We start from the raw sequence: 13717 nt of genomic DNA on the forward strand, positions 1-13717 counted from the left end.
TGCTCAAGAAGGTCGACGAACTGGAACTCAGCGTCCGCTCCGCCAACTGCCTCAAGAACGACAATATCATCTATATTGGCGATCTCGTGCAGAAGACCGAAGCCGAAATGCTGCGCACCCCGAACTTTGGGCGCAAATCCCTGAACGAAATCAAGGAAGTGCTGTCCAGCATGGGTCTGCGTCTCGGTATGGACATCCCCGGATGGCCGCCTGAGAATATCGAGGAAATGGCCAAGAAGCTGGAACAAGAGCTGCTCGGTTAAATAAATTATCGTTAGTGGTGAGCTTGTCGAACCACGCCTATCGGACGAAAAGCGTCCTTCGACAGGCTCAGGACTAACGGATATGGGTGATGGGTTGCTCCATAAGTCAACCTGCTGCGGGGTACCTCATACGGCCCCATAACGAACGGAGTATAGAATATGCGTCATAGAATGAAGGGCCGCCGTATGCAGCGGACCGGTGCTCACCGTCAGGCTCTGCTGAAGAACCTCGCGGCTGCACTGATCAAGCACGAGCAGATCATGACGACTCTGCCAAAGGCCAAAGAATTGCGTCCCTATGTTGAAAAGCTGATCACGCTCGGCAAACGGGGTGGCCTGTCCAACCGTCGTCTTGCGCATGCGCGTTTGATGGATGAGACCCAGGAAAAGAAATTGTTCGAAGTTCTGGCGGATCGCTACAGCGATCGCAACGGCGGTTATACCCGCATCGTTCGCGCCGGTTTCCGTGCGTCGGACGCTGCCGCAATGGCGGTGATCGAACTGGTCGACCGTGACGTGGACGCGAAGGGTCAGGACTCTGGTCCGGACCAGAGCGTGCAGGATGAATACGAGGACGCTTAAGTCCTTCATCCGGGATACAGTTTCAATTGATATGAGAGGCCGTGAGCGATAAGCTTGCGGCCTCTTTTCTTTTGCCCGGGGTGAATATGCGCAGTCTGACCATTTTGACATTGGCCATGGGGTTGGCCGCTACTTCTCCGGCTTTCGCTGCCGATCATGAAAACAAGGATATTGCGCTGACCTACCCGCAGACCAAGACCGTTGATGTCGTCGAAGAGCAATTTGGTGAATATATTTCCGATCCCTATCGCTGGCTGGAAAATGATGTGCGCGAGGATGCCGAGGTTGCCGCCTGGGTGAAGGCGCAAAACCACGTCACCGACGCCTATCTGAAACATTTGGATGGCCGTTTCGTTCTGGCCGAGTCGATGGAAGCGCTGTTCGATTTCGATGATCTCAGCACACCGGTCGAAGTGGGCGGCAAATATTTTTACGAACGCAAGAGCGGCGGCCAGAACCAGGCGATACTCTACGTCCGTGACGGGCTAGACGGTGAAGAGCGGGCACTGATTGATCCAGCCGGCTGGTCGGAGGATGGCGCGACTGCGCTGGCCGGATGGAAACCGTCCGGTGACGGCAGCCTGCTGGTCTATGCCATACAGGATGGCGGCTCTGACTGGCGGACGTTGAAGGTCCTGGACGTGGCCACCGGCGAGATCAAGGCAGACACGGTGGAATGGGCGAAATTCACTGACCTGGCATGGATGCCCAAAAATGTCGGTTTTCTCTATTCACGCTTTCCCGAACCGGCAGAAGGCGAGGCGTTTCAGTCGCTGAATGCTGATCATGCCGTCTATCTGCACAGCATCGGTCAGGACCAGGCCAAGGATATAAAAGTCTATGCCACGCCCGATCAACCGGAACTGAATCATAGTGCCGAGCTCACCTCTGACAAGGAGTGGGTGGTAATCACCTCCTCTTCGGGGACGGACGAACGCTATGAAATTACATTGATCAAGGTTGATGCTCCGGCACTGAAGACCCGTAAGCTGGTCAGTGGATTTGAAAATGACTGGCATCTGATCGACGGCGTGGGGGACACACTCTATTTCGTGACCAACAAGGACGCACCGCGACTGCGTGTGGTCAAAACCGATCTGGGCGCGGAAGAGCCCGAATTTACCGAACTGGTCGCGGAAAGCGATGCGGTGATCAATGGGACAATGATCGTCGGTGACCGGCTGGTGGTCAGCTATCTTGTGGATGCCAAAAGCGAGCTTTCGATTTTTGATCTCGACGGCAAGGCGTTGGGCACGCTCGATCTTCCCGGGCCGGGGCAGGTGGATAGCCTCAGCGGATCGATGAAAAGCGATGAAGGCTTCTTCACCTTTCAGAGTTTCAACCGGCCGAAGACGGTGTTCCGCTATGACGTGAAATCACCGCCGACGGTCTGGGCGGAACCATCTTTGCCGTTCGATCCCGACACGGTCGAAGTGACGCAGCGTTTTTACCAAAGCAAGGACGGCACCAGAATTCCGATGTTCCTCGTGCACGGGAAAGATCAGGATCTGTCGCAGGGCGCGCCGACGCTGCTCTATGGCTATGGCGGTTTCAACATTTCGGTGCTGCCACAATATAAGCCGGCCTGGATGGCCTGGATCAAGGCGGGAGGCGTCTTTGCGTCGGCCAATCTTCGCGGCGGCGGCGAATATGGCAAGGAGTGGCACGATGGCGGCCGGCTGCAGAACAAACAGAATGTCTTTGATGATTTTATCGCCGCCGGCGAATATCTGATCGCTGAAGGCATCACACCGAAAGACGGGCTGGCCATCGAAGGCCGTTCCAACGGCGGATTGCTGGTCGGTGCGGTCATGAACCAGCGCCCCGATCTGTTTGCCGCTGGCCATGCGGCGGTCGGCGTGATGGATATGCTCCGTTTTGACCGGTTTACCGCCGGGCGCTATTGGGTTGATGATTACGGCTATCCAAACAAGGAACAGGATTTCAAAAACCTGCTTGCCTATTCACCCTATCATAATATCAGGAACGGGACCGATTATCCCGCCCTGATGGTCTCTACCGCAGACACCGATGACCGTGTTGTTCCCGGTCACAGTTTCAAATATATCGCGCGGTTGCAGGCTCTGGATACGGGAGATGCACCGCATCTCATTCGCATTGAGACACGCGCCGGTCATGGCAGCGGCAAACCGACGGACAAGCTGATCGAGGAATATGCGGATATTTACGCCTTTCTGGCGCACGCATCCGGATTGCACCTCGATAAATGACTGTTCATAAAAGGGGCATTTAACCTGAACGGATGCTGTCGAGGCAGTTCAGCCTTCACTCAAACCGACTCCCCTAGAAGGGCTTTGCAAGCTCGGGAAAAGGTTTCGGGCAGTGTGAAAGGACAGTCGACATGAACAAGTTAAACAAGGCTCTTGTCGGAACCGCTACTGCTGCTGCAATGGCCGTTTCTGCAACTCCCGCAATGGCCAAGGACAGCCGCAATGGCGGACCGAGCGCTGGCGAGGTAATCGCCGGTGTCGCGATCATCGGCGCGATTGCGGCAATCGCGAGCTCGAGCAACAAGAACCGTGGCTATAGCAATGCAAATTATCGCGGGGACCGTTACGATAACGGGCGCTATGGCAACAATTATCGCCAGATCGACCAGCGTCAGGCCGTGAACCGCTGTGTAATCGCCGCCGAAAACGAAGCGACCCGTCGTGGCCGGGCCAATGTCACCGATATCCGCGACGTTGACCGGACCCGCTCCGGCTACCGGATCAAGGGCAACATCCGGGTCGACCAGAACCGTGGCCGATATCAGCGGAACAGCTATTCGGACAAGGGCAAGTTCACTTGCTATATCGAAGGCAACCGGGTGAGCAACGTCCAGTTCAGCGGGCTCAAATATGCAGGCCGTTAACGGTCGAGGGCATTACTGATCGAGATAAAATGGTTCAGCCTGGCGACAGGCTGAGCCGACTATATTTGTGGTAACAGCAGATTTTGGATTATGGAATCTGCGTTAAACGGGGTATTTCACATGACCAGAATGGCAAAAATTTCCGCTTTTTTAGCTTCCACGACCTTGGTTTTCTCCGGCTTTTCACCCGCCATGGCTGCGTCAATGCAAGCCGGAAACACCATTGCTACGCCGATCGAGGCGGGAACGCTGGGTTGGAATGCCGATAGCGAAAACGCCCAAGGCTGGCGTGGATATCGTGGATATCGCGGCCACCGTCGCCATCGCGGTGGGATCGACGGCGGCGATGTGCTGGCTGGTATATTGGTGATCGGCGGTATTGCGGCGATTGCCAGTGCGGCATCGAAAAGCAATCGTGATCAGCGCTATGAAAATCGCGATTATCGCAGCGAAAACAGCCGTTACGAAGCCCCCCGCTATGATAGCAGGAGCAACCGCGGGACCGGCGATATGGAATCGGCGATCAATGCCTGTTCCAATGCGGCGGAGCGGCAGGCGGGCCGTGATGCCCGTGTCGAGTTCATTGAATCGGTCGCTCGCGATGGCGGGGGCTGGCGGGTTGAAGGCCAATTGGCAAACAGCGACCAACGCACATTTCTCTGCGGAGCGACAGACGGTCGCGTGGATTTCGTGCAAATCGGGAACGGCGATCTCGCCTTTGCGAACTAGACGGCAGTCCGGCCAAATTCCTGACGGGTGACCGGGTGCGATGCGCTCAGGCCACCGTCAACCGCAATGGCCTGTCCATTGACATAGGACGAGCGGTCGGAGGCCAGAAACAACGCAACTTCCGCCATTTCTGAGGGCGATGCGCCACGGCGTAGCGGGTTGAGATAGCCCAGCCGGTCTTCTTTGCCCTTTTCGCGGGCCTTGTCATAGATGAACTGGGTCATGCCGGTCTCAGTGATACCGGGACAAATGGCGTTGCAGCGGACATTGGATGTCGCGAATTGCTGCGAGGCGACTTTTACCAGATTGATGACGCCGGCCTTGGACGCGGAATAAGCCGGACCACCGGCGCCCGACCGGATGCCAGCGACGCTGGCGGTGCAGATGATCGATCCGCCGTGCTTGCTTTCCGCGATCACCTTGCCGGCATATTTGCAGGCCAGAAACGGTCCGATCAGGTTGACCCGCAGAACTTCCTGCCATTCGGCAACGCTGCTGTCGAAAATACCCTCAAAGCCGCCACCGATACCGGCATTGGCGAAGAAGACATGCAGATCGCCAAAGCGTTGTTCCGCAGCTTCCACAAGCATCTCGACATCACCTTCCGATCCGGCATCGGCCTTGATCGCGATGATATTGCCTTCAGAACCTTTCGCGGTATCCTCGACCGCATCGGTGACATCGCTCGCTATGACCTTGGCACCATGTTCCGCGAAGAGCAAAGCCGCAGCGCGGCCAATCCCGCTACCGGCACCGGTGATGATCGCGACTTTGTCCTTGAGGTCCATTTTATGCTCCTGCGCGTTTTGCGACTTCCCATCCGGCTTGTGCCAAGGGTGTCACCCGGTCCGACATTTCGGCCGCGGCGGCGCTATTGGCGGTGCCATCGGCAACCCGCTTCTGAATGCCTTGCAGAATAGCAGCAATCCGGAACAAATTATAGGCCAGATACCAGTCCATTGGCGGCAGCTCCGCCATGCCCGATTTTTCGCAATAGCGCGCAATGGCTTCTTCGCGGGAAGGGATGCCGAGGGCGGCCAGATCGACACCCTTGAGGCCGCTGCGGCCTTCGGGTTCCATTTCATAGGCCATCAGCCAGTAAGCAAAATCGGCAATCGGGTCGCCGAGGGTCGAAAGCTCCCAGTCGAGAACGGCGATCACCTTGGGTTCGTCATGGGCGAAAATCATATTGTCGAGCCGGTAGTCACCGTGGACAATCGCGAAACCTTTTTGTTCCGGAATGGTTTTGGTCAGCCATTCGATAAGCTTGTCCATCTCGGGAATTTCCTGCAGCTCGGACAGGCGATATTGCTGGGTCCAGCGGGAAATCTGGCGTTCGCAATAATTGCCGGGCTTGCCGTGTTTTTCCAGTCCCAGTTGGGCTGGATCATAGCTGTGCAGCAAGGCGAGCGTGTCGATCATCTCGTGGTAGATCGCTCTACGCTCTGTGGGCTCTATCTCTGGCAGCGTACCATCCCAGAGCGTCCGGCCATCGGCCATACCCATGATGTAGAACATTGTACCGATCACGCTGTCGTCTTCGCACAGGCCATAAGGCTTGGCGACCGGGAAGCCGGCCGGATAGAGCCCGGCAATAGCCCGGAATTCACGGTCAACAGCATGCGCGGAAGGCAGCAGTTTGCCGAACGGCTTCTTGCGCAGGACATAGGAAGTTGTCGGCGTGTCGATCTTGTAGGTCGGATTGGACTGGCCACCCTTGAACTTGGTCAGCGTCAGCGGTCCGGCAAAACCTTCAACATTGGCTTCCATCCAGCGGGCCAGGCTCGCTTCGTCGAGTTTGTCTTTTTCGGGCACTTCCATCGTGCCGGTCATATCTTCCTGTGGATTCATGGAAGTTCCTGTTCCTTTAGCTGAAGACGACAACGGACCGTGCCGCATCGCCTTTTTTCATTTTGTCAAAACCGTCGTTGATTTGTTCTAGCGGAATGGTTTCCGCGACAATGCTATCCAAATCGAGCATTCCGCGCAGGTAGAAATCCACCAGCCGCGGGATGTCGACGGGGAAGCGGTTTTCGCCCATCAGTACGCCCTGCAATTTCTTGCCGGACAGCAGATCCATCGCGCTCAGGCCGACCTTGTGGTCGAGCGGCATCATGCCGAGGATGGTCGCGGTGCCGCCGCGTTTCAGCGAGCCGACCGCCAGATCGCCGGAGGCCGGACGACCGACTGCTTCGATCGCGTGATCGACTCCGCCCTTGGTCAGTTCAACAATCTGTCCAGCGGCATCATCTGCCATTGCATCAACGACATCGGTCGCACCCAATTTGATTGCAAGGTCGCGCTTTTCCTTGATCGGATCGGCCGCAATGATCCGGCCCGCACCGGCGATTTTCGCGGCGTTGATCGTCGCCAGACCAACCCCGCCGCAACCCACGACCGCCACGGTTTCACCCGGCGTCACCTTGCAGGCATTGAAGATCGTGCCCGCGCCGGTGGTTACTGCACAGCCAATCACGGCTGCACGATCCAGCGGCATGTCGGGATCAATCCGCACGCAGGCATGTTCGTGGATCAGCATCTGCTCGGCAAAGGCCGAGAGATTGAGCATCTGCCCGACGGGTGATCCATCAGGCCGGGTAATCCGCGGAGCTTCGTCCACACCGCGCCGCGTGTCAGCACCAAGGCACAAGGACATCCGGCCGGACACGCAAAATTCGCAATGCCCGCAATAGGCCGACAGGCAGGAAACCACCGCATCGCCGACGGCGACGGTGCGAACTTCGCTACCAATCGCCTCGACGATGCCCGCTGCCTCGTGGCCCGGAATGGCGGGCAGGGGGTGCGGGTAGGCGCCGTCGATAAAATGCAGATCCGAATGGCATAGCCCGCAGGCGGCCGTCCGGATCAGCACTTCATGTGGTCCCGGCTTGGAGATTACGACATCCTCGATGACGAGCGGTTTTCCCGCTTCTGTCAATACTGCTGCTTTCATTATCTGCTCCTAGCGCGTGACAGCCAGATCACCGGAAGAAAAATCTTCCTTCATCTTGCTGCCATCGGCGGTTTCGGCATATTTGCCATATTCCATCTTGGCGATCGTGCGGTTGTGCACTTCGTCCGGACCATCGGCGAGTCGCAGTGTCCGTTGATGGGCATAAGCCTGGGCAAGACCGAAGTCGGTGGTCACGCCGCCGCCGCCATGAGCCTGGATCGCGTCGTCGATAATCTTGAGCGCCATGGTAGGTGCCTGAACCTTGATCATCGCGATTTCGGCCTTGGCATATTTGTTGCCGACCTTGTCCATCATGTCAGCGGCCTTGAGGCAGAGCAGACGGCTCATGTCGATATCGATCCGGGCGCGGGCTACGCGCTCATCCCAGACACTATGTTCGGAAATGCGCTTGCCGAACGCGATACGTGATTGCAGGCGCTTGACCATTTTTTCGAGCGCTTCTTCAGCAACCCCAATGGTGCGCATACAGTGATGAATACGACCGGGGCCGAGGCGACCCTGGGCAATTTCAAAGCCACGCCCTTCACCAAGGAGGATATTCTCGGCGGGTACGCGAACGTCCTTCATCTCGACTTCCATATGACCATGCGGCGCATCATCATAACCAAAGACGGGCAAGTGACGGATGATGTTCACGCCCGGAGCGTCGGTTGGCATCAGGATCTGGGACTGCTGGGTATAGCGGCTGCCCTCGAACGTGGTCTTGCCCATGACAATCGCGATTTTGCAGCGCGGATCGCCGAGGCCCGAAGACCACCATTTGCGGCCGTTGATCACATATTCATCGCCGTCGCGGACAATTGCGGTTTCGATATTGGTCGCGTCCGAGGATGCAACAGCTGGCTCGGTCATCAGGAACGCGGAACGGATTTCACCGTTCATCAGGGGACGCAGATATTTTTCTTTCTGCTCCAAAGTGCCGTAGCGGTGGAATACTTCCATATTGCCGGTGTCGGGAGCGGAGCAGTTGAACACTTCGGAAGAGAATCCGACGCGACCCATTTCTTCGGCGCACAGGGCATATTCCAGATTGGTCAGGCCCGGGCCCTCAAATTCGAATACGTCATCAATATGGGTAAGGTTGGGATTGGCTGGCGGCATGAACAGGTTCCAGATGCCGGCTTCCTTGGCCTTCTTCTTTTCTTCTTCAATGACCTGAAGAACCTTCCAGCGCTCGCCGGTGGATTCCTCCTCATGATAATCAGCCATGCGGGGACGGAGGTGAGTCTCGATATGATCACGCACCCGGTTGCGCCAATATTCCTGCTTTTCGGTGAGATCAAAATCCATGGCCTTATCCTTTTTCTTTTTTAACTATGCGATTAACTTATCAGAGGCGGTCTGGCTTTGCCACAGCGAAAGCGCCTCTCGGCGTGATTTTCATTCCAAGCTGTTCATTTTACGCGCGGCATAGCTGCCGCCAGCTTCGATATGCGCTCGCCATGATCTTGTTCACTGAGGGGAAACAGCGTGTAGGCCCATGTTCCGGCAAGTCCGATCACGGTTACCATCGACACGAAAATCAGCGCCAGATTGTCGACAATCGCCGGATCGACCGATCCGGGCACCGCTTGCGCTGGCAACCGGATGAACGAAATGATCAGGCCTGCCAGCAAAATCCCCATGCCGCCGACCATTTTCTGCATGAACCACATGCCCGAAGAGAATAGGCCTTCTGCACGTTTGTCAGCCTCAAATTCATAGGCATCTGTGACATCTGCCATCATCGAATAGGTCAGGATCATGGCGGAGATGCTTGCTGCAATGCCAATGACCAGCAGGGGAAAGAGAACGGGAATGAGCAAGGAGGAACCGGGCGCAGGGAAAAGATCGATCATGCGCAGCCAATAGGGCGCCGTACCAAAGATGACCGCAAGCAGCGTAAAATAGGCCGCGCCCTTGGGTTTTCCTGTCCGCTTGGAAATGGGAGTGACCAGCAAAAATGCCAATATGACCCCGATGAACAGAACCGCGGAATAGGCTGTCATTTCCGCCGATCCGAATTCCCAGACATGAGTCAGCAGATAGGGCGTCATCGAGAATAAAAGACCCTGGTTGGTAAAGGCGAACACGCCGGCAAGCATCAGCAGGAGAAAGGGCGAAAACCGAAAGGCAGAGAGCATTTCGGAGAAGCCTTCTGCGGTTTTCGGTGGTTCGCGCTCGGCTTTATAGCGTGAGACCGTCCGCTCGTGCGTGCTGATAGCCGATACCAATACGGCAAAAGCCATGACGCCGGCACCGATGATGGCGAAGGTCGAATAGCCGTCGATGTTCAGAAGCCCGACGGGATATTTCTCGCTGGGCACCAGCAATATGCCATAAGCAAGAACCATGATGCCGAGGCCACTGGCCCAGCCGAACAGGCTGCGAAAACGCAAAATGCTGGTGCGATCATGATAATCGCGGCTGAGTTCCGGTAGCAAGGCTAGCGACGGCACTTCATAAGCAGACAGCGAGATCCGGACAAGCATCGCCATTGTCAGAAGATAGGCAAATTGTACCGGGGCGCTCGCCTCCGGCGGATGCCATAACAACAGCCATGCTGCCGCAATCGGAATCGCAGCTCCGTATAACCATGGGTGACGCCGCCCGATCGGCGTTCTGGTTCGGTCGGTCATCTGGCCGATCAGCGGATCAATTAGGGCATCGACGAACAGGGCAATGGCAATCGCCAGACTGACGACATCAGCCCGCATGCCTATTACCTGATTATAGTAAAAAAGCAGAAAGACGGAAAATCCGTTGTCCTTTATCCCATAAGCGGCGGAACCAAAACCATATAGAATCTTGGTTTTGAGCGGCAGCTTTTTCGAAATCTCCGTCAACGCAGATGCTCCGGCAAGATCGCATCGAGCATGCCGGGTGTTTCCGGATTCCAGCTGCCCTCGGTGCCGACCAGCATGCCGCCGTCGACCAGCAAATGGGTGCCGGTGACAAAGCCAGCTGCATCCGAAGCGAGATAGGCCGCTGCTTCGGCAATATCGTTCGGTATTCCGGGGCGGGCAACGGGTTGTGCATTAGTGGCGGCCTGGCCCAGTATCGCATTAATCTGCTGGGTATCTTCCTTGTTTGCGCCAACCGATGCGGCAAAGATATTGGTCTGGATGAATCCCGGGCATATCGCATTCACGCGAATATTATATTGGGCCAGCTCGGCTGCAGCGATCTTGGTGAGATGCAATACGCCCGCCTTGGCGGTGGAATAAGCCATCGGGCCATAGCCTGCCTGGAAAGCGCAGACCGACGCGGTGTTGACGATCGCTCCCCCACCGCGTTTTTTCAGATGCGGCGCGGCGTGACGGATGCCCATAGCAACCGACTTGAGCAGCAGGGCCATGGCGAAGTCCCATTCATCGCCGCTGATCTCGTCTATCGGAGCGCGAGGGCCGCCCGCGCCCGCATTGTTGAAGACGATATCAATGCCGCCGGTCTGCTCTGCAGCATGGTCCATCAGCGCCTTGATGTCGTTTTCCTGAGTGACATCGCATTTCCTGAACAGAAAGCCATCACCCATGGCCGACATCATCGCGGTGCCTTCCGCCTCATCGATATCGCCCATGACGACGGAGGCGCCTTCGCGCAGAAAAAGCTCGACGCTGCTGCGTCCGATACCCGATGATCCGCCAGTTATGACGGCAGTTTTGCCCTTAAATCGCATCCTCTTGCGCTCCCCTTTTTTTCTTCATTAAAGCGGTGATGCTTTTCAGCGTCAATCACTTGTGCTGACCAGTTTTGTTTCCGTTACGGAAATCGAACGTCTGGCCGGTCGCGGTAAATACTTACGCCAGATTCTCTGATTATTTTGGCTCAGTGCCAAGGGAATCGTTGAATCAATCCACGCAATTATGATAGTCCAACTTTAATTGATCAATTAAAAGGAAATTCGTGATGTCTGACCTGGAAACCTTCCGCGCCGAGACCGCCGCCTGGCTCGAGGCCAATTGCCCGCCGGAAATGCGCAAGCCGATGGTCGACGAGAATGATGCCGTTTGGGGCGGGCGTAATCCGACCTACAAACCGGGCCAGAAGGAATGGCTGGATATCATGGCTGCCAAGGGCTGGACTGTGCCAGACTGGCCGAAAGAATATGGCGGCGGCGGATTGTCGCGGGAAGAGGCGAAGATTCTGGGTCAGGAAATGGCGCGGCTTAAATGCCGGTCGCCTTTGTCGAGCTTCGGCATCTGGATGCTTGGCCCTGCGCTGCTGCATTTCGGCACCGAAGCACAGAAAAAGCATTTCCTGCCACCGATTGCGCGGGGAGAAGTCCGCTGGTGTCAGGGCTATTCCGAGCCGGGTTCCGGTTCCGATCTCGCCTCGCTGCAAACCAGCGCGATCGACAAGGGCGATCATTTTGTCGTCAATGGCCAGAAGATCTGGACCAGCTATGCCGACAAGGCCGACTGGATTTTCTGTCTGACGCGGACCGACAAGAATGAAAAGCACAAGGGCATCACCTTCATGCTGTTCGATATGGCCAGCGAAGGTGTCACAACCAAGCCAATCGAACTTATCTCCGGTGCCTCCGCTTTCTGTGAAACATTTTTCGATGACGTGAAAGTCCCCAAGGAATATGGCGAGGGCGTTTCCTCGGTTGTCTATGAAGTGAACAAGGGCTGGGACGTCGCCAAATATCTGCTCGGTCACGAGCGGAGCATGATTTCCGGGCAGGGCGGGTCGACCGGCGGATCGCTTGGTGCAAAATTCGCGGACCTGATCGGTCGCGACGCCATGGGGCGTCTGGATGATCCGATGCTCCGCGCACAACTGGCGGACATGGATATCGAACTGCTCGCCTTTCGGGCAATGGCCGAACGGTTCGGCGATACGTTCAAGGCTGGCCTGTGCCACCCGGCGCAACCCAATATGATGAAATATGCCGGAACCGAGCTCAACAAAAGTCGTCACGAACTGATCATGGCGGCTGGCGGCAGCGATGTGCTGGAATGGGAAAGCGATGCCAGCAACGGCGGCCTGACCGCGCGCGACTGGCTAAGGACCAAGGCCAACAGCATCGAAGGCGGTACCAGCGAGGTGATGCTAAACGTCATTTCCAAGCAGATATTGCGCCTGCCGGGAGCCTAGCCAACACTGCCTGATCTTCCGGAGAGAAGATCGTGATCGCGCGAGCAGCGCAGATAATTTTATAAGGACGAGAAGATGCCGCTATATTTGAACGAAGCCCAGCAGATGCTCCATGACAGCGCCGCTGAATTCATGAAAGGCGAGGCTCCGGTCTCGCATTTGCGCGAATTTCGCGACAAAAAATGCAAGGACGGATTCTCCCACGCCTTGTGGAAGCAGTTTGCCGAAATGGGGTTTACCGGGATTTTGATCGGGGAAGCCGAGGGCGGTCTCGGCCTTGGTCATGTCGAAGCAGGCGTGGTTCTGGAAGAAATCGGTCGCAATCTGACGCCTTCGCCCTTTTTGACCACAGCGGTTGCCGGCGTGGAGGCGCTCAACGCGGGTGGCAAGGCGCTGCGCGACAAATATTTCCCCGGCATCATTGCTGGCGAAACGGTGTTGGCACTGGCGATAGATGAAGGTGCGAAGCATCGCCCCGACCAGATCAGCATGGCGGCCACCCGCGAAGGCAATGGTTTCAAGCTGGACGGCAAGAAACAATTTGTTGTGCAGGGCGGTTCGGCGGATATGTTGATCGTTGCCGCGCGAACCAGCGGAGCTGCCGGTGATGACAAGGGACTGACGCTTTTCGCGGTCGACGCCAATGCAGCTGGGGTGTCACGGGAAAGCGCGCGGCTGGTCGACAGCGCGATGGCGGCGCATGTGCAGTTCGATGGTGTCACCGTCGATGCCGACGCGGTGATTGGCGAGGTTGATGATGGTGATATGGTCCTGCGGCGCTTGCTGAACGCCGGTCGTTCCGGTGCCGCTGCGGAAACCCTGGGCGTGGGTGCCGGCGCGATGGATATCACCGTTGATTATGTTAAAGGTAGGAGCCAGTTTGGGAAGCTGATCGGTTCGTTTCAGGCGCTGCAGCACCGTATTGCACATCTCTACAGCGAGATGGAAATCGCACGGGCAACCGTTTTGAAAGCGCAGCAAATGCTTGACGAAGGTTCCTCAAAAGCAGAACTGATGGTTTCGGTTGCCAAGGCGAAGGCGGGGAAGGCGACCGCGCTTTCGGTCAAGGAAGGCGTCCAGATGCACGGCGGCGTCGGCATGACCGACGAATATGATATCGGTCTCTATATGAAGCGTGATCGGGCGCTACAGGAATTCATGGGTGATGCAAATTATCACACCAACCTCGTTGCTGAGATGCACGGCTATTAA

The 13717-nt window shown here is 56.6% G+C and carries 13 protein-coding genes; 7 read left to right on the top strand and 6 right to left on the bottom strand.

All coding sequences use genetic code 11. The features are described from left to right. The 5 genes from ACN0VD_RS13190 to ACN0VD_RS13210 form a co-directional block, all read left to right on the top strand. A partial coding sequence (locus ACN0VD_RS13190; protein WP_417595002.1) for a DNA-directed RNA polymerase subunit alpha C-terminal domain-containing protein occupies nucleotides 1-263 on the top strand: 263 nt, incomplete at its 5' end. 159 nt (nucleotides 264-422) lie between these two features. Further along, a complete protein-coding gene (gene rplQ, locus ACN0VD_RS13195) occupies nucleotides 423-845 on the top strand; it encodes a 50S ribosomal protein L17 (protein ID WP_417595004.1) in 423 nt (140 codons plus the stop codon). 86 nt (nucleotides 846-931) lie between these two features. After that, entirely contained in the window at nucleotides 932-3076 is a 2145-nt protein-coding gene (locus ACN0VD_RS13200; protein ID WP_417595158.1) for a prolyl oligopeptidase family serine peptidase, read from the top strand. Between the two features lie 131 nt (nucleotides 3077-3207). Then, complete coding sequence (locus ACN0VD_RS13205; RefSeq protein ID WP_417595006.1) at nucleotides 3208-3720, top strand: hypothetical protein; 513 nt, start codon at nucleotides 3208-3210, stop codon at nucleotides 3718-3720. 204 nt (nucleotides 3721-3924) lie between these two features. Next, nucleotides 3925-4449 (top strand): hypothetical protein, encoded by a 525-nt coding sequence (locus tag ACN0VD_RS13210; RefSeq protein WP_417595008.1) that lies wholly within the window; start codon nucleotides 3925-3927, stop codon nucleotides 4447-4449. Here ACN0VD_RS13210 and ACN0VD_RS13215 read toward each other — a convergent pair. From ACN0VD_RS13215 to ACN0VD_RS13240, 6 genes are all read right to left on the bottom strand, one after another. After that, nucleotides 4446-5237 (bottom strand): SDR family NAD(P)-dependent oxidoreductase, encoded by a 792-nt coding sequence (locus ACN0VD_RS13215; RefSeq protein WP_417595010.1) that lies wholly within the window; start codon nucleotides 5235-5237, stop codon nucleotides 4446-4448. The two genes, ACN0VD_RS13210 and ACN0VD_RS13215, sit on opposite strands and share 4 nt — an antisense overlap. Before the next feature lies 1 nt (nucleotide 5238). Next, nucleotides 5239-6300 (bottom strand): phosphotransferase family protein, encoded by a 1062-nt coding sequence (locus tag ACN0VD_RS13220; RefSeq protein WP_417595012.1) that lies wholly within the window; start codon nucleotides 6298-6300, stop codon nucleotides 5239-5241. Nucleotides 6301-6316: 16 nt separating this feature from the next. Beyond that, entirely contained in the window at nucleotides 6317-7402 is a 1086-nt protein-coding gene (locus ACN0VD_RS13225) for a Zn-dependent alcohol dehydrogenase (protein WP_417595014.1), read from the bottom strand. Between the two features lie 9 nt (nucleotides 7403-7411). Continuing rightward, the gene (locus tag ACN0VD_RS13230; protein ID WP_417595016.1) at nucleotides 7412-8713 is read right to left on the bottom strand and encodes an acyl-CoA dehydrogenase family protein; all 1302 of its coding nucleotides are present in this window, start codon (nucleotides 8711-8713) and stop codon (nucleotides 7412-7414) included. 104 nt (nucleotides 8714-8817) lie between these two features. Beyond that, nucleotides 8818-10248 (bottom strand): MFS transporter, encoded by a 1431-nt coding sequence (locus ACN0VD_RS13235; protein ID WP_417595018.1) that lies wholly within the window; start codon nucleotides 10246-10248, stop codon nucleotides 8818-8820. Further along, nucleotides 10245-11081 carry an SDR family NAD(P)-dependent oxidoreductase gene (locus ACN0VD_RS13240; RefSeq protein WP_417595020.1) on the bottom strand — a complete coding sequence of 279 codons (837 nt, stop codon included), beginning with the start codon at nucleotides 11079-11081 and terminating at the stop codon, nucleotides 10245-10247. The genes ACN0VD_RS13235 and ACN0VD_RS13240 overlap by 4 nt, the downstream gene beginning before the upstream one ends. 230 nt (nucleotides 11082-11311) lie before the next feature. Here ACN0VD_RS13240 and ACN0VD_RS13245 point away from each other — a divergent pair, with 230 nt between their 5' ends. Together ACN0VD_RS13245 and ACN0VD_RS13250 are read left to right on the top strand one after the other, a co-directional pair. Beyond that, the gene (locus ACN0VD_RS13245; RefSeq protein ID WP_417595022.1) at nucleotides 11312-12505 is read left to right on the top strand and encodes an acyl-CoA dehydrogenase family protein; all 1194 of its coding nucleotides are present in this window, start codon (nucleotides 11312-11314) and stop codon (nucleotides 12503-12505) included. A 75-nt stretch (nucleotides 12506-12580) separates the two neighbouring features. Next, entirely contained in the window at nucleotides 12581-13717 is a 1137-nt protein-coding gene (locus tag ACN0VD_RS13250; RefSeq protein ID WP_417595024.1) for an acyl-CoA dehydrogenase family protein, read from the top strand.

Origin of the sequence: Parasphingorhabdus sp. (genome assembly GCF_048267785.1) — a bacterium.
Taxonomy (GTDB): domain Bacteria; phylum Pseudomonadota; class Alphaproteobacteria; order Sphingomonadales; family Sphingomonadaceae; genus Parasphingorhabdus.